Source organism: Maridesulfovibrio sp. FT414 (assembly GCF_050916235.1).
Classification (GTDB): Bacteria; Desulfobacterota; Desulfovibrionia; order Desulfovibrionales; family Desulfovibrionaceae; genus Maridesulfovibrio.
In genome coordinates this window covers 2,452,218-2,475,388 of record NZ_CP104854.1, presented here as the reverse complement: position 1 = coordinate 2,475,388, position 23,171 = coordinate 2,452,218, and the positions used below count along the sequence as shown (strand labels likewise).

The 23,171-nt window shown below is 52.5% G+C and carries 20 protein-coding genes, 1 tRNA gene and 1 other RNA gene; 6 read left to right on the top strand and 16 right to left on the bottom strand.

Annotated elements, in window-relative coordinates:
• Window positions 1-12: 12 nt before the first annotated feature.
• The 8 genes from cysS to rfaE2 all read right to left on the bottom strand — a co-directional run bounded on the left by cysS (window position 13) and on the right by rfaE2 (window position 6,895).
• A complete protein-coding gene (gene cysS / locus N7E73_RS10935; protein ID WP_432734765.1) occupies window positions 13-1,470 on the bottom strand; it encodes a cysteine--tRNA ligase in 1,458 nt (485 codons plus the stop codon).
• Between the two features lie 43 nt (window positions 1,471-1,513).
• Window positions 1,514-2,395 (bottom strand): hypothetical protein, encoded by an 882-nt coding sequence (locus N7E73_RS10930; RefSeq protein ID WP_432734763.1) that lies wholly within the window; start codon window positions 2,393-2,395, stop codon window positions 1,514-1,516.
• A gap of 8 nt (window positions 2,396-2,403) precedes the next feature.
• Window positions 2,404-3,597 (bottom strand): 2-C-methyl-D-erythritol 4-phosphate cytidylyltransferase, encoded by a 1,194-nt coding sequence (gene ispD / locus N7E73_RS10925; RefSeq protein WP_432734761.1) that lies wholly within the window; start codon window positions 3,595-3,597, stop codon window positions 2,404-2,406.
• A gap of 166 nt (window positions 3,598-3,763) precedes the next feature.
• Window positions 3,764-4,131, bottom strand: an RNA gene (rnpB, locus tag N7E73_RS10920) — RNase P RNA component class A.
• Window positions 4,132-4,233: 102 nt separating this feature from the next.
• On the bottom strand, window positions 4,234-4,998 hold the full coding sequence (locus N7E73_RS10915) for a zinc ribbon domain-containing protein (RefSeq protein WP_432734759.1): 765 nt from the start codon (window positions 4,996-4,998) through the stop codon (window positions 4,234-4,236).
• A 159-nt stretch (window positions 4,999-5,157) separates the two neighbouring features.
• On the bottom strand, window positions 5,158-5,967 hold the full coding sequence (locus tag N7E73_RS10910) for a Nif3-like dinuclear metal center hexameric protein (protein WP_432734756.1): 810 nt from the start codon (window positions 5,965-5,967) through the stop codon (window positions 5,158-5,160).
• A gap of 208 nt (window positions 5,968-6,175) precedes the next feature.
• Window positions 6,176-6,251, bottom strand: a tRNA-Ile gene (locus tag N7E73_RS10905).
• 137 nt (window positions 6,252-6,388) lie between these two features.
• Window positions 6,389-6,895, bottom strand: coding sequence for a D-glycero-beta-D-manno-heptose 1-phosphate adenylyltransferase (rfaE2, locus tag N7E73_RS10900; RefSeq protein WP_432734754.1), 507 nt, complete (start codon window positions 6,893-6,895; stop codon window positions 6,389-6,391).
• An 87-nt stretch (window positions 6,896-6,982) separates the two neighbouring features.
• Here rfaE2 and N7E73_RS10895 point away from each other — a divergent pair, with 87 nt between their 5' ends.
• Window positions 6,983-7,636 (top strand): CPBP family intramembrane glutamic endopeptidase, encoded by a 654-nt coding sequence (locus tag N7E73_RS10895; RefSeq protein ID WP_432734751.1) that lies wholly within the window; start codon window positions 6,983-6,985, stop codon window positions 7,634-7,636.
• Window positions 7,637-8,103: 467 nt separating this feature from the next.
• Here the strand turns inward: N7E73_RS10895 and N7E73_RS10890 are convergent, their stop codons facing one another.
• Entirely contained in the window at window positions 8,104-8,874 is a 771-nt protein-coding gene (locus N7E73_RS10890; RefSeq protein ID WP_432734749.1) for a YkgJ family cysteine cluster protein, read from the bottom strand.
• A 12-nt stretch (window positions 8,875-8,886) separates the two neighbouring features.
• On the bottom strand, window positions 8,887-10,551 hold the full coding sequence (locus tag N7E73_RS10885) for a glycosyltransferase family 2 protein (RefSeq protein WP_432734747.1): 1,665 nt from the start codon (window positions 10,549-10,551) through the stop codon (window positions 8,887-8,889).
• Between the two features lie 234 nt (window positions 10,552-10,785).
• On the opposite strand from N7E73_RS10885, the gene N7E73_RS10880 reads away from it, so the two are divergent.
• A complete protein-coding gene (locus N7E73_RS10880; protein ID WP_432734745.1) occupies window positions 10,786-11,070 on the top strand; it encodes a hypothetical protein in 285 nt (94 codons plus the stop codon).
• Window positions 11,071-11,141: 71 nt separating this feature from the next.
• On the opposite strand, the gene N7E73_RS10875 is transcribed toward N7E73_RS10880, so the two are convergent.
• The 4 genes from N7E73_RS10875 to N7E73_RS10860 form a co-directional block, all read right to left on the bottom strand.
• On the bottom strand, window positions 11,142-13,217 hold the full coding sequence (locus N7E73_RS10875) for a glycosyltransferase (protein ID WP_432734743.1): 2,076 nt from the start codon (window positions 13,215-13,217) through the stop codon (window positions 11,142-11,144).
• A gap of 65 nt (window positions 13,218-13,282) precedes the next feature.
• Complete coding sequence (locus tag N7E73_RS10870; RefSeq protein ID WP_432734741.1) at window positions 13,283-15,064, bottom strand: amino acid ABC transporter permease; 1,782 nt, start codon at window positions 15,062-15,064, stop codon at window positions 13,283-13,285.
• A 117-nt stretch (window positions 15,065-15,181) separates the two neighbouring features.
• Window positions 15,182-16,003: an ABC transporter substrate-binding protein gene (locus N7E73_RS10865; RefSeq protein WP_432734739.1), complete on the bottom strand. Its 822-nt coding sequence runs from the start codon at window positions 16,001-16,003 to the stop codon at window positions 15,182-15,184.
• A gap of 75 nt (window positions 16,004-16,078) precedes the next feature.
• Complete coding sequence (locus tag N7E73_RS10860; protein ID WP_432734737.1) at window positions 16,079-16,807, bottom strand: amino acid ABC transporter ATP-binding protein; 729 nt, start codon at window positions 16,805-16,807, stop codon at window positions 16,079-16,081.
• A gap of 462 nt (window positions 16,808-17,269) precedes the next feature.
• On the opposite strand from N7E73_RS10860, the gene N7E73_RS10855 reads away from it, so the two are divergent.
• Window positions 17,270-18,718: a sigma 54-interacting transcriptional regulator gene (locus N7E73_RS10855; protein WP_432734735.1), complete on the top strand. Its 1,449-nt coding sequence runs from the start codon at window positions 17,270-17,272 to the stop codon at window positions 18,716-18,718.
• Between the two features lie 185 nt (window positions 18,719-18,903).
• Here the strand turns inward: N7E73_RS10855 and serS are convergent, their stop codons facing one another.
• Together serS and N7E73_RS10845 are read right to left on the bottom strand one after the other, a co-directional pair.
• Window positions 18,904-20,178, bottom strand: a complete 1,275-nt coding sequence (serS, locus tag N7E73_RS10850; RefSeq protein WP_432734733.1) for a serine--tRNA ligase — start codon at window positions 20,176-20,178, stop codon at window positions 18,904-18,906.
• A 111-nt stretch (window positions 20,179-20,289) separates the two neighbouring features.
• Window positions 20,290-20,697, bottom strand: a complete 408-nt coding sequence (locus N7E73_RS10845) for a hypothetical protein (RefSeq protein ID WP_432734731.1) — start codon at window positions 20,695-20,697, stop codon at window positions 20,290-20,292.
• Between the two features lie 160 nt (window positions 20,698-20,857).
• Here N7E73_RS10845 and N7E73_RS10840 point away from each other — a divergent pair, with 160 nt between their 5' ends.
• Genes N7E73_RS10840 through thpR form a run of 3 tightly spaced genes read left to right on the top strand, consistent with a single transcriptional unit; the run spans window position 20,858 to window position 23,170 of the window.
• Window positions 20,858-21,337, top strand: coding sequence for a CinA family protein (locus tag N7E73_RS10840; protein ID WP_432734729.1), 480 nt, complete (start codon window positions 20,858-20,860; stop codon window positions 21,335-21,337).
• Window positions 21,338-21,344: 7 nt separating this feature from the next.
• Window positions 21,345-22,583: a carbohydrate porin gene (locus N7E73_RS10835; protein WP_432734727.1), complete on the top strand. Its 1,239-nt coding sequence runs from the start codon at window positions 21,345-21,347 to the stop codon at window positions 22,581-22,583.
• A 29-nt stretch (window positions 22,584-22,612) separates the two neighbouring features.
• Window positions 22,613-23,170, top strand: a complete 558-nt coding sequence (gene thpR / locus N7E73_RS10830; protein WP_432734724.1) for an RNA 2',3'-cyclic phosphodiesterase — start codon at window positions 22,613-22,615, stop codon at window positions 23,168-23,170.
• Window position 23,171 lies beyond the last annotated feature (1 nt).

Below are 23,171 nucleotides of genomic sequence, written 5' to 3'. Positions count from 1 at the left end.
AATCAAAGGGCTCTAAATTACGTCCCAGACAGGCCCCTGAGGGGTGTCTTTGACCTCAATGCCGAGCTCAATTAGCTCATCCCTGATTTCGTCCGAACGGGCAAAGTCCTTGTTCTTTCTTGCGTCCTGACGAGCAGCCACAAGTTCTTCCACCTTTGCAGACTGGATTCCATTGCGCTCAAGCATGCACTGCTTGAGATTATCAAGAAAAACCCGGGGACTCTCGGTAAAGATCCCGAGTACGCCGCCCCATGTTCTGACATCTTCAAGAATTCTGGTCCAGGCATCACGACCGCCTTCACTTTTACGCAAGGACTTGTCTTCGGCGATACGACCGGCAAGGCGGATAAGGGTAAACATATGCCCAAGAGCCGCAGCGGTGTTCATATCATCTTCCATGGCGTCGGCCCAGCCTTTCTCGGCTTCCGCAATCTCAGCCTGAATATCTTCAGGCAGTGCTGCCCTTGACCATTTGCCTTTCTGCAGAGCTTCTTCGGTCTGTTCAAGAGCGGCATATACGCGGCGGATACCTTTTTCGGCTTCTTCAAGTGCCTCAAAGGAAAAATCCAGCGGGCTGCGGTAGTGCATGGTCAGCAGGAAATAACGCAGGGTCTCGGGCAGGAATTTATCAATGATATCCCTGATGGTAAAAAAGTTGCCCAGAGACTTGGACATCTTTTCGGAATTGATCTGCACAAAACCGTTATGCACCCAGAAACGGGCCATTTCCTTGCCGGTAGAAGCTTCGCTCTGGGCGATTTCGTTCTCGTGATGCGGAAAACTGAGATCCTGTCCGCCGCCGTGAATATCAAAGGGAAGAGGCAGATATTTCTCGCTCATGGCCGAACATTCAAGATGCCATCCGGGACGGCCCTGGCCCCAGGGACTTTCCCAGAAAGGTTCGCCGGGTTTTGCTGCCTTCCAGAGGGCAAAATCAAGGGGATCGACCTTTTCCTCGCCGGGCTGGATACGCGCACCGGACTGCAGGTCCTCAATATTCCTGCCGGAAAGCTTGCCGTACCCTTCAAAGGAACGGACCTTGAAATAGACATCGCCGGAAGGAGTGGCGTAGGCATGGCCCTTATTGATGAGCGTTTCTGTCAGTTCGATCATTTCGGGAATATGCTCGGTACACTTGGGTTCGATATCGGCACGCAGGATATTCAGCCTGTCCATGTCCACGTAGAATTCGCCGATAAACTTTTCGGCCAGCTCGGTTGCGGTCACGCCGGTTTCATTTGCGCGGTTGATGATCTTGTCATCAATATCGGTAAAGTTCCGTACAAAGGTGACATCATAGCCCTTGAAGCGCAGGTAGCGGACCAGCACATCAAAGACCACGGAAGAACGGGCGTGCCCGATATGGCAAAGGTCATAGGCGGTGATGCCGCAGGCATAAAGATTGACCTGGTTTCCGTTCAGGGGAACGAATTCTTCCTTCTTGCGTTTAAGTGTATTGTAAAGGCGCATAGCCACTCCTTATTTTCTAGAATATATGCCGATTAAGCCGGATTCAGTAACCATCGGCTTCAACCGTCACCCCGTAAAGATTCAGCAGTTCCTCAAAATCCCGGCCCATGAACATGTACAGAAGAGGTACAGGCTCTCCGGGGCTGGCCCTGAGCACCAGTTGTCCGGGCTTCTCAATAAATTTCAGCAGCCCGGCATAAAAATTTTCCGCATACCCGTTACCGAGACTTCTGGATTCCTGCATTCGCAACTGCAAGGAATCAAGCAGGTTCCGGCGCAGCTCTTCAACACCGATATGATCTTCGGCAGCCGTAAAATCCAGCAGTCTCCGGGTGATTGACCTGTCCTGCAGGACCAGGCCTGCATCGAGCACACTGACTCCGATCAACCCGCTCAAACCGGGGCGATGAAGCTTCATATCCCCGAGATCAAACCCTGCGCTTACCCGCAGGGAATCTGGACCGTCAAGACAAAGCTTTCTCACCGAAAGCCGTCTGGTCCGGTCTTCATATATGTAGTCTGTCTCAAGGTCAAAATTAAGCTCTTCGTAGCCCATCTTGCGGAGCTCTGAAGCGTAAGTCCCGAAATTCATAAAATCGACCGGAATGGAAATATTCTCGACCCGCCCTTTTAAATATCTGGGAATCGGATGCTCACGGTCAAATTTTTCAACCACTGCCATTCCGGCGGTGAACCGTGCTCCCACTGCAAAATCACAGCGCAGTCCCCAGACATAAAGACTCTGGTCAAAAGGATTGATCAAGGCACGTTCAAAATCAAAGCGCACCAGATTATCGTAGCGGGAAGAAAACTCTCTGACCTTGGACGCCGAAAAATCCTCCAGCGCATAATACCCTCCGGCAGCAAGAGCAAGGAGCACTGCCAAAACGGTAAAAAGCCTGAAAAAAGATTTTACGTCGCCCACTTTCAGCCTCAGGAAAAAGTCTTGAGTCCGGTAACGGCAGCTACGGCCTTGATGCCTTTTTTCTCACCGGTAAAACCGAGCTTCTCTTCAGTGGTGGCCTTGACGTTGACCTGCTCTTTTTCCAGCCCCATGACCGAAGCTATATTCTTGCGGATCAACTCCCGGTGCGGGGAAAGCTTGGGAATCTGGGCAATAACAGTCAGATCCACGTGAACAATCTCCACTCCGGCCTCTTCCGCCTTAATCATCACCTCTTTGAGGATGATACCGCTGGACATATTCTCGCAGGCTGCCGAAGTGTCGGGGAAATGATGACCGATGTCTCCGCCGCCGAAAAGCCCGAGTATGGCGTCGGAAAGAGCGTGCAGCAGCACATCGCCATCAGAGTGCGCGATGACCTGCGGACCGCCGGGAATGGGAACCCCGCCAAGCACCATGGGACGACCCTCGCCGTACCTGTGCACATCATATCCCCAGCCTACGCACGGAATAGTACGCCCGGTATTCTCAATTCTCTTCAGATCTTCTGGATTGGTAATCTTCACGTTGCCTTCCTCTCCGGCACATATATGGACATCCCTGCCGGCCATTTCCACCATGGATGCATCGTCAGTAACATCCCAGCCCTCCTGCTCCGCCTGCCTGTGAGCAGCGTAAAGAACCGGGAGCGAAAACCCCTGCGGCGTCTGCACGGCCTTGAGCCGTGAACGCACCAGAGTCCTTGAAACAACCGAGCCCTCCACTTCCTTGATGGTGTCGGTCACTTCCACAGCCGGGATAACAGCCTCCATTCCGGACTGCAACATATCTATGATCCCTGTAACCATGGCTGCCGAAGCAAATGGACGGGCCGAATCATGGACCAGCACATGTGTGCACCCGGTAGGGAGTTCATTCAGCCCGTTGAAAACAGAGTCCTGCCTGCGCCGTCCACCGGCAGTGACCCGGAAGGGCATTCCAAGAGAATCAGCACCGTCAAGCCCGGCTACGACCGAACGCATTTCCTCCAGCTGATCAGGAGGGAAAACAAAAACAATGCCCTTAACTGCTGGGGTCTTGGAAAAAGTGAGGGCTGAATGCCAGAAAAGCGGAAAGCCCTTCCATTCAAGAAACTGCTTCTTCACTCCGCCAACGGCCTGAGCAAGACGGGTTCCGCTACCTGCCGCCAGCAGCACGGCCCAGACTTCACCTGATGCACTCATTTCAATTCCTTTGCTTTCTTCGCGTGATGCCTCCGGCGGATGCATTATCCGTCCAGAGGTTCGGAAAATTTGTACTGTATTTTTAATAAATACCCAAATGGAAAACCCTGTCCTGCGCCGGAAAAAACAAGGGCAGCCCGAAGGCTGCCCTGACAGTCAAGAACAAAAATGGAGTCGGACTATAAGCCGGGTCCTGTATCCGCCCTGAGGACGGACGATCATCATTCCTCTAGGATGCATGTTACCATACACCTCAAGCAACCTACCCGAAAGCTCGGCCGGGCCGGCCTCAAACACTTCCCTATTTGGTCTTGCTCCGGACGGGGTTTACCTGGCCGGGCATGTCACCATACCCGCCGGTGGGCTCTTACCCCACCGTTTCACCCTTACCGCGGTGAAAATCACCGGGGCGGTCTGTTTTCTGTGGCACTTTCCCGGAATCGCTCCCGCTGGGAGTTACCCAGCGTCCTGCCCTGCGGAGCCCGGACTTTCCTCTCCGGCCGTAATGGCCGCAGCGATGATCCGTCCAACTCCATAAAAATATCTATTCGTCCGCCCGCAGATAACTCCTGCTGAACCGGACAAACAAATTACGCCCCTGCCAAGCCACAATCGACTTGCAGGGGCGATCTAAAACTATTCTGCTGCAGCTTCTTCTTTCTGAAGAGCCTTGGGCTTTGCAGCCTCGGGGATATGCTCAATCCAGTAGATGAGACGCTGACAGTTGGGGCAGCTCAAAATCTGCTTTCCTTCCTGCAGCACGTTGAAATCCTGCGGGGGAATCATGATATTGCAGCCGGAACAGACAGCAGCCTCTACAGGCACGATAACCGGATGGGCAAGACGGGAACGAATGAACTCGTAACGGCCGAGAATGGGCTTGGGTACAACCTGTCCTGCATCACTGCGGCGCTTGTTCAGCTTGTCCAGTTCAGCATTGGCAGCATCAAGCTTCTCTTTGAGTCCTGCACGCTTTTCTTCGAGATCTTCGTTCAGTTCCTTGATCTTGATATTGATTTCTTCAAGCATCTCGGTCTGACGGGCGGTCTCTTCAAGGACGGTGATCTTTTCTTCCTCGCGAAGCCTGTTGAGCTTCTCAAGGCTGTCCATCTCACGCATCATGGCATGATATTCCTTGGTGGTTCCGACCAGCATCAGCTTGCTTTTGCTTTTCTTCACCTTGACGGCATCTTCTTCGATCTCGACATCAAGTCTCTTCTTCTGCTCCTGAAGAAGTGCAAGCTTCTCGTCCAGCTGCTCCTTGCGCTTCATCAGGGATTCATGACGTGCTTCAAGAGCTGCCACATCTTTGGGAGCCTGATCGATTTCCGCTTCAAGAAGGATAATTTCGTCATCAACCTTCTGCAAGACAACAAGCTGTTCTATCTGTTTTTCGTACATTCTGGGGTCCCCTTTTGCGGACGGCCGATTAAGACCTCCGCCACATCGATGTTCGGAAACTTGGTTCGCCGCCAAGGGGCGGCATGTCCCGTAATAAAACATTATACAGTCCCGTAAGGCCTCTACGCGACTGTTGATTCTCTGTAATTAACGCCCCTTTCAGGGCCTGCGTACACCTTCCCCCGGCACATGATAGGCAAAGGGATTGCGTCCGCTGAAAAATTTCACCTCGACGCCTTTTCCGAGTTCGTCACCCAGAATAATGGCAAAACGGCGCATCATCTCCTCTTCAAGGGAGAAGTGCCCCACGTCGAGAACTGTGCCGACAGTCTCCTGCGCCGGATGATACTTCACATCCCCGGTGATAAACACATCGGCACCACCGGCAAAGGCCTTGTCCATCAGCGATGATCCGGATCCCGGACATATGGCTACGCGTGAAACCTTTTCAGGCTCAGGCCCGCAGATCGCCACCACACCGCATCCGGAAAGCTCGGAAACCTGCGACACAAACGCGCCGAACGGCCGGGAAACGGCAAATTCGCCGATACAGCCGTAGCCCAGTATATCACCGGCCCCGTTTTCCGCAACAGGATCAAGAACCTCAAGGTTCTCAAGTCCAAGTTCGCGCCCAAGCCAGGACACAGCCCCTTTGAACTGAACATCAAGGGAGGTATGAGCGGCAAAATGGGTCACTCCGGAGCATAACACCTGACGCATGACATCATGAAACCAGTCCAGCCGGGAAGGCAGTTTAGCCTCAATGGCCAGCGGATGATGGGTCAGGATGAAATCAGCACCCCAATCCAGCGCGCCTGCAACAACCTGCGGCAAAGGATCAAGGGCAACCGCCACTTTGCGGACATCCCTTTCAGCACCGGCGAGCTGAACACCGCAATTATCCCACGGAGCCGCATACCCGGAAGGAACAAGTCCCTCAATCAGGCTGACAATTTCAGTTGTCTTCATAACGTCCACCGCAAGTGCCGCCGCAGGGAAAGCACATCCTCGCGACAGCTATGTTCAATTATTACCGCACTTAATCAACTTCTGCACATCAGTATCCGCTAAAATAATATGCTCCCGCAAGGGTGATCCCCCGGGAGCACAACATCTTTCTCTACAGGAAAGGCGAAATGGTCTGGATTGTTTTCTGATATGTATCCATATGAATAAATGGTGGGCCAACCAGGATTCGAACCTGGGACCATCCGGTTATGAGCCGGGGGCTCTACCAACTGAGCTATTGGCCCGTTCCGCCGAGCGAGTCGAGTCTAATAGCTCAAACCCGCCTCACATGTCAACCCCGAACAAAAGAATTATTCAAGACTGAAAATACTTTCTAACACACAATCCAGAACATTGAAACCGTAGAATACGTATCTACGCGCTATTCTATCTCATTTTCCCGGATATAACGGATAACGGACGTAGTGGAATAGCCCGGAAGCAGCGGAAGTGACAAAACAGTTCCTCCGCGCCCTTCGACAATATCCCTGCCCACAATATTATCCACGGTCCAGTCACCACCCTTCACCAGCACATCGGGCCGGACTTTTCCGATCAGATTGTATGGAGTGTCCTCGTCAAAAAAGATAACGTAATCAATGCAGGCAAGCCCGGCCAGGACAAAGGCCCTCTGCTGCTGTCCGGTGACAGGCCGCTTGCTGCCCTTGATGGAGCGCACTGACTTGTCGCTGTTCAGCCCGAGGACAAGACAGTCTCCCTGCTCGCGGGCCCGGGAAAGGAGGTCCACATGCCCGGCGTGAAGAATATCAAAACATCCGTTGGTGAAGACCAGTTTACGGTCAGCCGGGAATGCAGACCGGACCTTTTCAAATTCATCGGCAGATAGTATTTTCGGGCTGCGCAGTTCAACATTAAGTTCCTGAGTCAAAAGAAAATCCCCCGTTTGAGATGCCCTTAGGGCTTGATGAAAGACAGATGATAATCAGCAAACTGAAGTTGGCAAGGAGTAAACAACTTGAATATCAGTAACCGGACAACGATTCTGGCTTTAGCCACCCTGCCCTTTTACCTGAACGACTTCTCCAACATCTTCATCAGGCACGAGCCGCTCTGGCTTGCTATCGACTATGCGTTGAAGCTGATCCCGCTGGCTTTCCTCTTTATCCTTGTCAAGAACCGAACCCTGTCCCGGACAGAACTAGGCCTCGTCCCCTTACCGGCCATGCAGTTCGCTCTCTGGACAACCGGGATGACCACTCTGGGACTCTGTCTTGACGAGCCGGGCTTTGCCCTGTGGTCCAAAATCCTGCCGCCCCTCAGACTGGGGTCCATCCCCATAAGCACAGACTCGCCCCTCTACATGCTGGACATGACTTTCGGTCTGGCACTGGTGGCCGTTTCCGAGGAAATAATCTTCCGGGGACTGGCCTTCTCGGCACTCAGAAACAAAAGGATGTCCACGAAGTGGATATTTCTGGTCACAGGCGTTGTTTTCGGACTGATCCACTGGTCGCAGGGCCCCATAGCCGTCATGGCCACGGCTGTAACCGGCTCCGGGCTGATGCTGTGCATGTGGCGCACTGGATCGGTATATCCGACCATAATTGCGCACTACATCATCAATTACCTGTCGTTTTCAGGGCTGGCGAGTGAGTTTTGGGGATTGTAGGAATAGCTGAAAAGACAAAAAAGTCGCTGTATTACGGGAGAGTACAATTCGCACAAGCCCCTTCGACGAATAACGAAGTATTACAGATAGACAAAACAAGCAAAATTACGCTTGCTAGATTAATCAATAATCCATTTATATTAATGTTTTTCATCATAAGCTCCTCCTTGAAACTTTGATTCTTCGCAAACTCAAGAATACAAATATCGAAGGAGGAAGTACAATTTGCACTTATAATCTCCACGGGATGATTGTCTCCCGCAATGCAACGACAATTTAAATTAAGGTGCATACAACTATAGTCAAGAAACAAACTGGGCACATTTCTTTATAGAATAACAAAAACCGTACCCGCTTTCAAGCAACTACGGTCAACAAACTAAAAAGATCATCCACATGCAGTATGCGAAGTCCATTAAAAGTAAGGGACAGGGAGGCCGGATCAAAAGCTTCCCTGTTCCTAAAAACTACTTCTTGGGCTGCAGGTTCTCACAGCTTCCCAGAGTGAGCAGCTCCACCCAGTCCAGAGCGAAGTTGAGACATTCCTCTTCATCGTTCAGAATGGCCTGCTGGCGTTCCTCGGAAACATCCAGACGCGAGAACACGTTCATATCCGTGATGAACTTGATAAAGTTGTCGACCTGATACAGGGCGAGGAAAACCATATTCAGCTTGCGTTCATCAAGGACGACCCCGGCACGGCGGGCGCGGGTCATGATCGCCATGTAGCGGTCATTGACCTCATTGTACTGTTCCAGCCCCTGATCCTTGAGCCATTCCTCGCTGGTCCACTCCTTATCCTCTTCAAATCCGCGACAGTGAGGCTCCTGAACAATGAAGAACTGCTCAATGGTCTGGCCGTCCTCGCCCATACGTGAAGCGCGTCCAAGTGGATAGGTACGGCAGGCACCGGGACGGTTTTCGTAAATGGAACAGCCTTCATCGCGCACAAAGGGACAGCTGCGCTTGGAGTTGTCGAGCATGCGCAATCTGCACATGGGAAAGCCGATCCCCGGAGTGCGAGAAATATCTACATGGTTGTGGATGAATTTCCTGCTGTCATGTCCAAGCCCCTTGCGCAGGCGCAGCACATCGTAGGGAGTCAGCATAAGATTGAGGTCGCCGCAACAGGCGTTGAAACAGCGCACTCCCGGATGACAGGCAAAACCGAAGGTCTTGCCGGGTTCAAGCTCGGGCAGGCTGTTCAGAAATTCCTGGGTTTGATCATGATCGGACATTTTACTCTCCCTCTATTTCGTTCCGCGAACAACCCCGTTGTCCCGCAGATACTGCATCTTTTTCTCTAGATCGGACTGAAGAAGCCTTTCCTCATCAGCCATGATTCGCAGTATTTCGCTGCGTGGATGCATGGCCTGCATCTTGTACTTGTTACCAAGGGCATTGCCTTCCTGAACAACATCAGTCCGGCTGGCCGCTCCGGTATTCTTGCGATGCAGAACGCGCAGATGGCCCTGATAAACACCGAATTCACCCTTCAGGCAACTGCGCAGATCATGTTCCATGTCATCATACTGCGAGGGAGAAAGGAACAGGGAAAAGCCGCCGTTGTCAAGTAGCTTGGCAGTCCGGAACAGGTGACAGCACCCGGTTACGGACGCACAGGGCCGCATGTAGTCGAAATATCCCGCATCAAGCAGTTGATGATGCAGATCGGAAACCTTGAACGGATTGGGGGACATTTTGGAAAGATCAACTTCCGGACCGTCACCTTCATCCCGGCTCGGCTGAGCAATGTGCAGGTCCACGGACTGCATCACCGCAGGCGAGGAATGATCCACCACCTTGCAGCCCCATACACCGGCATCCGGGTAAACCTTCACGGCCACACCAAGACGGGAAAGCCAGTCCGGCTGAACCTCGACATCATCGTCCAGATAAAGCGCAAAATCGCAGGCCCGGACTTCCGGGACATTCATCAGCCAGTTCCGTGCGGCGGCGGCCCCGATGTTTACAGGCAGGTCAATCCGCACCAGCCCGTCACCGAAAACCTGCTGCCAGCGGTCAATCACCCGAGCAGTGTCATCCCCGGAACCGTTATCGAGCATAAAAATTTTCGCTCCATGCAGGTCCGAAGCATGAAGAGAAGCCAGAGTCGCATCCAGTTCCTGTGCCTTGTTGAAGGAGTACAGCAGAATCGCCAGACTTCCCGCAAAAGGCTCCCGATCAAGATCAAGTCCGCGGACAAGATCATACAACCTCAAGGTCTCCGAAACCCTCCACGGCTGCTCCGCAACAGTGCCGGACAACACTTCAACAGCCTTATCTCTGCTGCCCTGCTCCAACAGGACCGAAGCAGCCAGACTGGCGAAAGAACCGCTTCCGAACGATCCGGCAGCAGCGCAAAGCAAGTCATAACTGTCCTGAAGAGCCCCGTTCTTGAAACAGAAGAAACTCTTTGCTGCACTTATCGCCGGAAGAATCTCATTCGGGAATTCCCCGCAGAGCAATTCCACGCCGAATCCAAAGTCCGAGCACGCCCCTGCATAAATCAGCCCCTGCTGCAGCCAGAACAGGTTTCCCGGCTCTTTTTCAAGGCAGGAAGCAATATAGCTCTTAATTTTAGCGCCGTCCCTTTTGGCGGATATGCGTAAAAAATAAGACAGATTGTCCGGCATACGCCAGTTTTCAAGAACTCCCCGCAGGCAGGCTGAAACAGACGCGGGAAAAAGGGGCACAAGCCCTTCAAGATTGACCAGTTGCCGGGCAACATTACCGTCGAGAGGACTGGCGGCGTAGGCAGCAAAAAGCAGTTCCACGCCAAGTTGCGGATCAGTCTCAAGAGCCCGGAGCCCGGTTTCCAAAAGGTGATTGGCTCCGACTGAACCAAGCAGCAGCCTGCGGCGAACAGCTGGATTCACTGCAGCCCAGTAACTATCGTTATAAAGATCGCCCATGTATGCCTCCGGCAGCCCTCCGGGTCCAGAGGAGAGGGGAAAACCCTTTTTGCCAAAACCAAAAAATGTTTTCCCCTCTCCTCTGGACTCCTCACCCCTTTCCCAAAACGCTTTAACAAGCTTCGCGCTTTCAGAAAAAGAAACAAAGGGAAATTAAATAAATACCTGAAACCGAAGACTGCCACAAACGCCCCGGAAAACGCAAGAAAACCCGACCCAAAGCCCGCACAATTTGTGGGTGCGGAGTCAAAGATTTTACCCGTCAAACAAGGGGGAAAAGCTGCATCTGCTTTTCTCTATTTAAAATGGATTGGTTCAAAATCAGAAACGAAGAATGAAGGATCAAGCTATTCAGGACGTGGCGCACGCTTCAAAATAAACGGCGTAGAGATGACTGTTCAAAGGCCAGCCACCAATCTACGCATAAAACAGACCACTGTAATAAACAGACAAAAATACACCCAAGCAGAACAACCATTCGAGGACAATCTGCCAGCACCGGCGGCGAAGCCCCGCTAAAAAAGTTTGGGATTCTTAAGCCCTTTTCAAAGGGTTTAAGGCCCCCGGCAGGGTCGCCGAAGGCAAAAAAATCACTTGCCTATCAGGGAATCAATATCGGGCAGTTCGATCTGCGGTGCATCTTTGGGCAGTGAGCAGTACACCCGCAAAAGAGCCTGTGCCTTTGCGGCTGTACTCAGGTAGGCACGCACAATCCTGCGGTTGACCCGTCCCATCTCCTTGCGCAGCTCACCGTTTTCAAGGAGCTTTTGCATGGACCGCGCAAGTGCTTCAACGTCTTCCACTTCGCAGAGGAATCCGTTAACGCCGTCACGGATAAGTTCAGGAGTCCCTCCGGCATTGGTGCAGACCACGGCCAGCCCGGCATCAAAAGCTTCAAGCAGTGTGTTGGGCATTGATTCCTGCCGGGAACTCATCACGTAGATATGTGAAATAGCGAGCAGCTTTATCACTTCCTCGTGACTGATGTAACCGGGACATTCAATGCGTTCAAGAGTGGAAGGAGCAGCTATCTCCCTGTATTCGGAAAGGTTTTCCATGCCTAGGGCAATGAAGCGGACCCCTTCGCACTGGGTACGCGCAAGCAGCCGGTCCACGGACTTTATGAACACGTCCGGTCCTTTGGCATGACCGGAGTTGCCCACATAAATGACGGTGGTGGCAACTGAGCGACGCGGCTTGCGCCCTCCACCGGCAAAGGAGTTGTAGACAACCTGTGCACGCTTGGGCAGCACACCGTGCCTGAGCAGTACTTCGCGGCTTTTAGCCGAATTGCAGATGTAGCCATTACCGATAAGGGAAAAAATCGGAGCCAGCGGGTTGGGCTTGTAGATAACCCCTCGATTGAAGAAAAGCTTGAACTTACGCCCGCCGAGGAGTGAAAGTCCTCTGGCTATGCAGGCGATTTTAACGGCCCTGTTGTGGAAAGTATGTACAACATCGACCTGATGTTCCTCGATAACCTCGGAAAGGAAACCGGCGGCTGCGAGCATGTTCCTGAAATCATCAAGAACAATTACTTCCACCCCCATTGCTTCCAGCTCGGGAATAAGTCCGGACTCAGGAGGAAGCACGGCTATAACACCGACCCCGGCCACGAGCATGGCCCGGGCGCTGTTGATTAGCTGACGGCTTCCGCCTGAAAGCTTCTCGGTATCGGTCATGTAAAGAACCTTGCCGATATCGTTGCGCTTGGTGAAAAATTTGAAGCAGACCATTGCCGGAGCTTCGTAGGAATACATGAGCAGCCGTTTTTTTATCCACTGGGCATCCTTGTCGGAGCCCACTCCGATACGGTTGAAACGCATGGGATCGGTACCGAGCATGTTGGCGGACCGCTCAAGGGTGAATGTTCCGGAAAAACCGGCCGCTGCGGCCTCCTGCATGGAGATGGAATCAAAATGTCCCCAGGGCCAGCACAGGTACTGGCGGCGGGCTTTGTTGATGGAACTGATCTTCACAAGGCAGCGGTTGAAATCCTCACGGCAGAACATGCGTCTGTCCTCGTCGCTGCGACGCTTGAAGGACACGTGCCCCTTACGGAACACGGGCCAGAAGCCGTTGTAGGCAAATCCGCTTCCGCAATCGAAAACCGGGAGCTCCGGGTTGAACTTGCGGTAGATACCCCATGTGGACCAGTGGGAGTCGGTAGAAAATGTTCCCTTGGAACGAAAATCCTTGAAGCAGCCCTGATGCCTACAGGTGTGGGCATGGACTTCCATACGATGGTCCTTGACCAGAGACCGGAGTTCGGCCTCGTTCATGAACTGCGAGTTATCGTTGTTGGCAATCGCGTTGATGAAGGCCTCGCGCATGGGCAGCATCTCGGTCACATCAGCCCGTGTCCTGATCTTCCCCTGACCAATGAAATCGGCAACGGCAAAGAATACCCCGGTCATACCCCGCTCTTCCAGCAAGGGTACAACATTGATCCAGTTGCTTATGTGGCAGTCGTCAAAGGTAAGGACCACATATTTATCGTCAATGGGCTTTCGGCCCATGCAGATTTCGAACAGGTGGTCGGCGGTGATGGTTTTGAAGCCCATCTCCAGCATCATGTCGAGATGGGAGGCAAAAACGGCAGGGGAATGGCCGTCCACGTCGCAGACGGCGTGATAACAGAAAACAGGAACACTCTTACCGAGCATGAGACAACTCCGAAACGCTACTATGTCAACTACCCTCCCCCGCTCCGCAGGGGGAGGGAGATATATTACATCTGCAGACGGAAAGTGTCGGTTGACAGCTTCCGTTCGAGTCGTCTTGCCACGAGACTCATCAGGTAGCAACAAATAAAGTACAAAAATGCAATGGTGGTGTAGATCTCAAAGGGATAAATCATGAGCCTGTTGTTGAGTCCCTGAGCTACGAAAGTAAGCTCAAGAACACCGATAACAAAGGCCAGGGAGGTATCCTTGAAGATAGCGATAAACTGTCCGACAATGGCCGGAAGCATCTGCTTGAGGGCCTGCGGCAGAATAATCTTCCGCATGGTCTGCCAGTAGGTAAGGCCGGTGGAAACAGCAGCCTCGAACTGTCCCGGAGGCAGGTTCTGGATACCGGAACGCACGATTTCGGCAAGATATGCCCCGGTGAATATGGTCAAGGCGATTGTGGCCGACCAGAATACGTTCATGAACTGCCCGGTCAGGATCGGGATGAAGAAGTAGATCCAGAAAATGACCATGATCAGCGGGTTTCCGCGGATAAGTTCAATGTACAGGGTCGAAGGTATCAGGAACAGCTTGTTCTTGGAGGTGCGTCCGATACCTACGAGCAGTCCGATGAAGAAGCTGACCGAAATGGCGATAACCGACATCAGGATGGAGAAGGACAGTCCGCCCAGTCCCCAGAGGATTTCCTCAGGTCCGCCGTTGGGGAAACGCCACCAGAGCATGGTGCCGAGGTTCTCCCAGATAATCTGAAAATTAAAGGTCATAAGACCTAGAACGGCCTTGATCAAAAGGGCTGCCAGAGCGGCAATGAACGCCACTTTCCAAAGCAGGGAAAGCGCCTTGCATATCGCCGAGAAAATAGCCCTGCGGGCAGCCTGAGCACTGGTCAGGCTGAACTCCTCCTGGCGTCTGCGCATGAACCGTCTGTGCATTTTGGACAGAAAGGCGAAAGGAGCCTCTATGGGCCAGAAAAGCATGTGCGCAATTTTGTGGCCGAGATTACGGCTTTTGACCGGGACAATCTGCAGCTTCCAGTTAACGAGAGTAAGAATACCGGCAATGATCAGGGAGAGGGAAAGATAAATTACAGTCGCGGCGGATGTGGCTTCAAAACCCTTGAAGGTCAGAGATTCGATCTGCTGTGAGGACCAGCACAGTTCTGCAACCCCGACGACCATGGCCAGTGAGGAGTTCTTCATGTTGTTCAGGAACTCACTGCCCAGCGGCGGAATGATGGCCCGGAAAGCCAGCGGCAGCACGATCTTGGTCAGGGTCTGAAAAGGGGTGAGCCCGGAAGAATATGAAGCTTCCAGCAATCCCTTGGGGATGGACTGGATACCGGCACGAATGACCTCGGCCATGAATGCACTGGTATAGATACCGAGCCCCACGGTGGCGGTCAGCATTTCAAAATTCTGGCTGAAGAGAAAATCGCGTACAGGCTCAGGCAGCCCCATGGGCAGGGCAAAATACCAGAAAAAGAGCTGAACCAGCAGCGGTGTGTTTCTGAAAAATTCAACGTAGCAGGTACAGAAATAATAGACCGGCTTGAACTGCGAAAGCCTGCCGAGGCCGAAGAGAATTCCCAGTACCAGCGCAATGGCCGAACTCATCAGGGTGATACTGATGGTCAATCCGAGGCCGGTGACGAGCATATCGCCCAGAACCTGTCCGTAGGAGGGATCTTCCTTGTAAAGTACGGTCCAGTCAAACTTGTATCCGAAATCGAATACCCAGCCGAAATAGTAGACCAGCAGTCCGGTAATAAGCGCCAGACACAGGTACTGCACCCATGTTTTTTCCAGATAACGGTTGATCATTGTAAAAACTTTCTCTTTATCTTCAGTTTTAAGAAACAGCGGGGCCGACTTTACATCGGCCCCGCCTTATCACGCTGATTAGCGATTCAGGAAAACCGTGCGGTTTTCAAGTGAGCCCTAGGGCCACTGTTCAATCTTTTCGGTGAGGGGGAAGTAGTACTTGGTGTCGGGACCGTACCACTTGTTGTAGATTGCTTCGTAGGTACCGTCGTTCCACATGTCCTGAAGAGCGAAGTTAACGGTGTCACGGAGCTTGGAATCGTTTTCGGGCAGACCGATGCCGTAAGGCTCGTTGGAGAAAAAGTCACCAACCAGTTCATACTTGCCGGGAACCTGTGCAGCGTAGCCAAGCAGGATGGTGGAGTCGGTGGACCATGCGTCTACGCGACCCATCTGCAGAGCCTGGAAGCACTCGGATTCTTTCTGGTAAGAGATAACCTGGGGATTTTCATCGCCCATTTTCTTGAGCAGGTTCTTAACGTTGAGCTCGGAAGTGGTGCCCTGCATAACGGCTACTTTCTTGCCTACGAAATCTTTAAGGGAAGAGAACTTGCCTTTGGGAGCGAGCATCTTCTGTCCATCGAAAAAGTAGGTGATGGAGAAGTCGATGGAGTTATCGCGGGAACGCTTGTGAGTCATGTTGGAAACAGACATGTCGATACGGCCCTGCTGGAGGAAACCGATACGGGTTTTGTTGTTAACGGGAACCTGGTCGATTTTCACGCCCATGCGTTTTGCAATTTCGTTTGCAATGTCAACGTCGAAGCCGACCCATTCCTTCTTGGCGTTGTAGAACGCACCGGGGATGGAGTCGGTCATGATGCCGATACGGACAACCTTGTCATTCATGATCTTGTCATAGGTGGCGCCTGCGAATGCAGTTGCAGCAAAAGCCATAACCAGAGCGGCTGCGACAGCCAGAGTCATAAACCTTTTCATTCTTTCCTCCTGCGTGGAAATAGACAAAGAGTATACAAAAAGAGCGGCCCCCGACACCGGAACGCCGCCTGCTTCCTAATGGGTAAGGATCTTGCTCAGGAAGAGTTTGGAACGCTCGTGCTGCGGATTGTTGAAAAACTCCTCCGGAGTGTTCTCTTCAATCATAGTTCCCTCATCCATGAAGATGACCCGGTCCGCAACTTCGCGAGCAAAACCCATTTCGTGGGTGACGCAGACCATGGTCATGCCCTCGCGGGCCAGAGCCTTCATAACGTCCAGAACCTCGTTGATCATCTCCGGGTCCAGGGCTGAAGTGGGTTCGTCAAAAAGCATGATATTGGGGCGCATGGCCAGGCCGCGGGCAATCGCCACACGCTGCTGCTGCCCGCCTGAAAGCTGCGAAGGATAATCTCCGGCCTTGTCCGGGATGTTGACCTTGGAAAGAAGTTCCATGGCCAGTTCCTCAGCATCCCGGCGCTTCATATTTCGCACCATGGTCGGCGCAAGTATGATGTTTTCCAAAACCGTCATATGCGGATACAGGTTGAAGGACTGGAAAACGAATCCGATCTCCGCCCGCAGCAGAGGCAGGTTTACTCTCGGACCGTTAACGTCCATACCTTCAACAAGAATCTCACCTTCCTGAATGGGTTCGAGACGATTGATGCAGCGGATCATGGTACTTTTACCCGATCCGGACGGACCGCAGACAACAACCACCTCACCCTTTTTAATTTGCAGGTTGATATTCCGCAGGGCGTGGTAGTCACCGTAGAATTTATTGACATTGTTAAATTTTATCACTTTTGTACAAATCCCGTAAAAAATTATTCTGGCACAGAAAAAACGGGTTACCAAATGGAACAAAATTCGGCAAGTCCTCGCTCATTTTGGATTAACGCTCCCATTTTTAGCGATTCGCGAATTATATATCTCCACAAAGACCATTATTGTTAAAAACGACCCGATCATTTCCAGCAAAGAGCAAATCCACACAATTTTGTTTTTTGCGTATCACGAAATTTTTTTTAATTTCTTTGCGCTTTCATGATATTTTTTCCTTATTAATCAATATGAAGGAAAGTAGATCCTCAAGAGGAAGGAGCAGAACATGCATGTATACAAGCCCTTTATCCGCTCTCCGGCACCATGAACCGGCGCCGCCGCGCAGGATTTTCTTCATGATCATAAGCACAACTGCTGAAATTTATCTCCATATTATATATATGGAGTTGAAAAGGTTCCCACTTAGAGATATGAAAACCCATGCCTGACAGTACATTACTATTTATAGCCGAGCCCCAGTCCGTCACGACCGTCTTTTCCCCGCTTAAAGAAGCGGGGTATCAAGCGGGTCTTGCCGACAACCTTGCCGGGGCCATCAATTTCATCAAAAAATCCAAACCCTGCCTTATTTTTACCAGACCGGTAATGCAGGGGTACTCTGCTCAGGCCCTTCTTGCAGAGGCTGTCAATATTGAAAATTTCCCGCCGGTCGTAGTCTTCTCCCGCAGCGGATCGGCCGACGAAGCCCGCAGATTCATGGAGCTCGGAGCAAGGGATTACTGGCTTGAGCCTCTCACCTGGGATAAAATCAAGCTGATGCTGCCGGACGAGCAGCTCCCCACCATGCCCAGCGAAGCGGACCTGTCAGGTCCGGAAGCGCCAAAAAGCGCCGCGACACCAGCAGGATTGGGTACACAGGGTAAATATCAGGTCATAGGCCAGCATCCGGCCATGATGAGGGTTCTTGGTCTTGCCAAACAGGTCGCAAAATCCAAGGCCACTGTTCTCATATCCGGAGAATCCGGTACCGGTAAGGAAATGTTCGCCCGTTTCCTGCACCACCATTCCGACCGCCATGACAAACCCTTTGTAGCCATCAACTGTGCAGCACTGCCGGAACACCTGCTTGAATCGGAACTTTTCGGTCACGAAAAAGGAGCCTTCACCGGGGCAATCAGCCGCAAACTTGGTAAATTCGAACTTGCCTCAGGTGGAACCATCCTGCTTGACGAGATCACCGAAATGGACCTCGGCCTTCAGGCCAAGTTGCTCCGTGTGCTGCAGGAAGGCGAAATAGACCGTGTGGGCGGAGTTGAAACCGTAAAAGTGGATGTGCGAGTGCTGGCCACCACCAACCGGGCAATCGAGGAAACCGTAAAGGAAGGTAAATTCAGGCAGGACCTTTTCTATCGCCTGAATGTCATCCCCCTCAAGCTTCCGGCACTGGCCCAGCGCGGCAACGATGTTCTGCTGCTCGCCAAATTTTTCGTGAACAAGAACTGCACGGAGTACGGCCTGCCGCCTTTGGAGTTCTCGGAAGAAGCCGTCAACTGGCTGCTGAATTACGACTGGCCGGGCAACGTCCGCGAACTTCAGAACCTGATGGAAAGAGCGGTCCTGCTTGCCGGCGGCGGCCCCATTGAATCGCGGCACTTCCTGAGCGACCCCGATGCCTGGATGCCGGAAGAAAGCTACACAGCCCCGGAATCCGAGCCCTCCCCTGACGGTTCCGGCCCTAGCGCAGCCGAAGCCGGAGTTGCCGCGTCATTCGAGATCATGCCCATTTCCGAAATGGAAAAACAGCTCATCATCAAAAGCCTCGACCAGACACAGGGAAACCGCACCAAGGCGGCTGAACTGCTGGGAATATCCGTGCGCACCCTGCGCAACAAGCTCAACGACTACAAGAAGGAAGGGCTGGATCTGTAAAGGGTTCAGCTGCAAAGACCCCCCTACGAAGTTTGGGATTATTAAACCCTTTTCAAAGAGTGTAAGCCCCCGAAGGCATCTAATAAATTTCAACACAATCAGGTGACAGAGCCATGAAAAAAGGGTCAGCCAATACATTGGCCGACCCTTGCGCATTTTGAGCAGTGGATGGTTGCAAAAAACTGCTAGGCAGTAATGACTTCCATTCCACCCATATACGGGCGGAGAGCTTCAGGAACCACAATGGAACCGTCTTTCTGCTGGTAGTTTTCCACAACAGCAACAAAAGTACGTCCCACAGCCAGTCCGGAACCGTTAAGGGTATGCACGTACTGAGCCTTCTTGCCGTCTTTGGGCTTGAACTTGATGTTGGCGCGGCGGGCCTGGAAATCCCCGCAGTTGGAGCAGGAGGAAATCTCGCGGAACTTGTCCTGTCCGGGCAGCCATACTTCGATGTCGTAGGTTTTAACGGAACCGAAGCCCATGTCACCGGTACACAGGGTGATAACCCGGTAGTGCAGGTTGAGACGTCTGAGAATCTCTTCAGCATGGCCGGTCATGGCTTCGAGATCTTCAAAGGATTTGTCGGGATGGGCAAAACGGACCATTTCCACCTTGTGGAACTGGTGCTGACGGATCAGCCCCTTGGTGTCCTTGCCGTAAGATCCGGCCTCAGAACGAAAACAAGGTGTGGGAGCACAGTAGGCCATGGAAAGTTCATCTTCGTCGAGCACTTCATCGCGGTGCAGGTTGGTCAAAGGCACTTCTGCGGTGGGGATCATGTAGTAATCCCAGTTCTCCAGCTTGAAGAGGTCCTCGGCGAACTTGGGCAACTGGCCGGTGCCGAAAAGGGAGTCGCTGTTGACTATGTAAGGGGGTATCACTTCGGTATACCCGTGCTCTCCGGTCTGGATATCAACCATGAAGGCCGTCAGGGCCCTTTCCAGCCTTGCGCCCCATTTCCTGAGCACGGCAAAGCGGGAACCGGTCAGTTTAGCAGCGCGTTCAAAATCAACGCCACCGAGCTCTACAGCAAGGTCCCAGTGCTCACGGGGTTCAAAATCAAATTCAGGCTTTTCGCCCCAGACCCTGATAACCGGGTTGTCATCTTCGGTCCTGCCGTAAGGAACGGATTCATCCGGCATGTTGGGAACTGAAACCAGCCATTCACGCTCCGCAGCTTCAATATCCTTAAGGTCTTCGTCAAGAGTCTTGATCCGTCCGGCGACCTCACCCATACGGGCGATTATTTCGGACGCATCTCCGCCTTCCCTTTTGATCTTGGCGATGTCACCGGAGGTTGCGTTGCGCTCGGCCTTGAGGGTCTCAACTTCCTGCAGCAGTGCCCTGCGGCGATCATCAAGGACTTTAAATTCATTAACATCAAGCTTGGAGCCTCTCTTTTCAAGGCTTTCCCGAACAACATCCAGATTGTTCTGCACAAATTTCAAATCAAGCATTTCATTCTCCTCATCTCATATAAAAAGGCTCACCTTGGGCCGCTGGTTAGCTAGTACCCAATGTCGTGCGGTTTTTAAAGGGTCTTTTTGCAACTAATGTAATCAGGAAAGTCACAAATCATCAATCCCCATGGCCTTATTGCCGTAAACGCAGCCGATATTAACACAAATCCCCACAAATAAAAGCAGTGCCATAATGCTGGAGATCCAGCAGGACACGCAGACGTAGACAGCCCCGAAAAACAGGCCGAAAGCCTGCAGCCCCTTCTTCCATCCCCATGGAGCGGCAAGCCACCTGCGTTCAAGGTCAAGCAGCCTGTCAATGCGCCTGAAAGGGGGGACCGGTTCGGGAAGTTCACACAGGGAGCAGACAACTCCGGCAAGAAAGACAAAAAAAAGCACCACGGAATGAAACCAGAGAGCCATAAGAAAGACCGCCAGGGAACCGAGCATGGCAATCCAGTTCCAATGGGATTGATGTCTTTTCCAGACATACTCTGCTGCAGAGCCTATATTCATGTCACTCCATGAAAATAAAATTAACCGGAAACAGAACAGTAGAGATACTACCCCCTAAAACACCTGCTGCCAACGGTGTATAGCACCATAAACAGCCCGGCAACCTTAATATGTGTTTCTGTCCTCTTCAAATATGTCTCAAATCAGTATAAAGTGCCGCATGATCGACAGCATTGTTCCCGCCATTGGCGAAATACTGGTGAAAAAAGGCTGGACCCTGGGCACTGCGGAATCGTGCACCGGGGGACTCGTCGCCGCAACCCTGACCGATTTTTCAGGCAGCTCAGCCTGGTTTTCCGGGGCGGTGGTGGCTTATTCCAATGAAATTAAAATGTCCCTGCTCCATGTGCCCGAAGAGGCCATCATGGAACACGGGGCGGTGAGCGAAGCCACTGTGCGTGCCATGGCCGAAGGCGTGTGCCGAACCCTCGGCACCGACGCAGGAGTCTCCCTTTCGGGCATCGCCGGGCCGACCGGCGGCACACCGGACAAACCGGTAGGCACGGTCTGGATGGGCTGGCATGTCCACGGCAAAACCCATGCTGAATGCTTTCTCTTCTCCGGCAACCGCATGGAAGTAAAGCAGCAGAGCCTGGAAAAGGCACTTGAACACCTTCTTAATTATCTGAAACAAGCCTGAACAACACATGAAAATAACAGCCGCCCTGCTTTCAATTCTCCTTTGCTTCATCACTGTCTCCCCGGCTCTCTGTTCCGATTCCCTGCGCACCCATCTCGGACTGCATGGAGAAAGCAGAGAGACAAAATCCGTGCTGCTCCAGACCATCAGCGAAGAATGGCATAAGCTTCAGAACGCCACCGGACCGTTGACCGTGGATGGAGATGTGCTGGCCTACTGGGACGGATACTCAAACACAAGAATCGACGGCGAAAGCAAGGAAGGCCTGAATCAGGGAGCAGTCAAGGCCCGCATGAGGCTCAACTGGCAGCCGACCGAAAACGGGGTCTTCTTCTTCCAGATGCAGGGCGGTTACTCGGATACGGGTAGCAACCCCTCCAGCAGGGGGCTGGTCGCCTCTCCGCTCAACTCCCAGGCATCGCGCACCATGGCAGGAGGCCAGATTTCCGTTTCCGATGTCCTGTACACTCAGCATTTTGGCAACAAGCAGGCATACATAACAGTGGGCTGGACCGACCCCGAATCGTTCATCGATGAAAACCGCTTTTCCGGTAACGGACGGATTCAGTTCATCAACACCATATTCAACAACGAACCCATTTTTGACTCCATTGACGAGTCCCTGCCAATTATAGCTGTCGGCCTGCAGCCCTTGAATCCGCTTCACATCACGTTTTTCTCACAGTCATCACGGCGAAGCGCACTGGACCGGGAGCAGCAGAAGGAAGCCTTTGAGGACATGACAGACGACCCGCTGATCGGCGGACAGATCACCTATGCCCCAAGATTTGGAGACCTGCAGGGCAACTACCGTTTCTTCTTCTGGACCAACACCTACGAACAGCCCAGACTGGACAGTACAGACGGTTCTGAGAACTGGGGAATCGGCTTCAACATGGATCAGGACATCACCGACGACTTCGGTGTATTCGCCCGTCTTGGAAGAGGCAACGGAGCGGTCAACGACATTACATGGACATGGTCGGCAGGAACGCACTGGCAGGGCCCCATCCCTGAACGTGACGAGGATGTCTGGGGCGTTGCCGCAGGCGGGGTGCAGGGCAACCGCCACACAGCCAACAAGGATATGGAATTCCATTACGAAACCTACTACCAGATCAAGCTGGCTGACAACTTCTCCATTGTTCCCGACATCACCTATGTGACCAACTCAAACTGCAACAGCCACAACGATGATATTGTGTTCGGAATGTTGAAATTTTTCTTCAGTTTTTCCACACCCTGATCAAAAACGCTGCAAATGGCGGGGATAACATGAAAAAGATACGAACATTTATTGCACATCCAGTGCCGGAAGAGTGGCGGGAGATCATCGGAACAGCCTCGGCGGAACTTCATCGCGGGCTCAAATCAAGAATAGCCTGGGTGAAGCCGGAAAACCTGCATTTCACCATAAAATTTCTTGGCGATGTGCCTGAAGACACCATCCCCTCTCTGCATGCCGCCCTGCAGGAAATTCCCTTTACTCCGTTTGACATTACCGCCGGGAACCCCGGATTCTTCCCGGGCCATGAAAATCCCCGGATCATCTGGATCGGGATGAACAGGGGAGCCCAGGAATTCTGTACCAATGCCACTGAAGTAGACCTGAAACTGGCGAATCTTAGTTTTGAACGGAACCAGAAAGCATGGCATGCCCACCTGACCATTGGACGGGTAAAGACCCCGGCCCACGACGACTGGGTTGCCCTGGCCCGCAGAATAAAACAAATCGAACTGCCTGCCGCGCACATATCCGGATTCAATCTGTATCAGAGCATTCTCACCCCGGAAGGCCCGGAATACTCCGTGCTGCATACTTACGGGAACTAGG

Coding starts and splice junctions, on each gene's coding strand:
- cysS (WP_432734765.1), bottom strand. CDS start 1,470: ATGCGCCTTTACAATACACTTAAACGCAAGAAGGAAGAATTCGTTCCC.
- ispD (WP_432734761.1), bottom strand. CDS start 3,597: ATGAGTGCATCAGGTGAAGTCTGGGCCGTGCTGCTGGCGGCAGGTAGC.
- N7E73_RS10915 (WP_432734759.1), bottom strand. CDS start 4,998: ATGTACGAAAAACAGATAGAACAGCTTGTTGTCTTGCAGAAGGTTGAT.
- N7E73_RS10910 (WP_432734756.1), bottom strand. CDS start 5,967: ATGAAGACAACTGAAATTGTCAGCCTGATTGAGGGACTTGTTCCTTCC.
- N7E73_RS10890 (WP_432734749.1), bottom strand. CDS start 8,874: ATGTCCGATCATGATCAAACCCAGGAATTTCTGAACAGCCTGCCCGAG.
- N7E73_RS10885 (WP_432734747.1), bottom strand. CDS start 10,551: ATGGGCGATCTTTATAACGATAGTTACTGGGCTGCAGTGAATCCAGCT.
- N7E73_RS10875 (WP_432734743.1), bottom strand. CDS start 13,217: ATGCTCGGTAAGAGTGTTCCTGTTTTCTGTTATCACGCCGTCTGCGAC.
- N7E73_RS10870 (WP_432734741.1), bottom strand. CDS start 15,064: ATGATCAACCGTTATCTGGAAAAAACATGGGTGCAGTACCTGTGTCTG.
- N7E73_RS10865 (WP_432734739.1), bottom strand. CDS start 16,003: ATGAAAAGGTTTATGACTCTGGCTGTCGCAGCCGCTCTGGTTATGGCT.
- N7E73_RS10855 (WP_432734735.1), top strand. CDS start 17,270: ATGCCTGACAGTACATTACTATTTATAGCCGAGCCCCAGTCCGTCACG.
- serS (WP_432734733.1), bottom strand. CDS start 20,178: ATGCTTGATTTGAAATTTGTGCAGAACAATCTGGATGTTGTTCGGGAA.
- N7E73_RS10845 (WP_432734731.1), bottom strand. CDS start 20,697: ATGAATATAGGCTCTGCAGCAGAGTATGTCTGGAAAAGACATCAATCC.
- N7E73_RS10840 (WP_432734729.1), top strand. CDS start 20,858: ATGATCGACAGCATTGTTCCCGCCATTGGCGAAATACTGGTGAAAAAA.
- N7E73_RS10835 (WP_432734727.1), top strand. CDS start 21,345: ATGAAAATAACAGCCGCCCTGCTTTCAATTCTCCTTTGCTTCATCACT.
- thpR (WP_432734724.1), top strand. CDS start 22,613: ATGAAAAAGATACGAACATTTATTGCACATCCAGTGCCGGAAGAGTGG.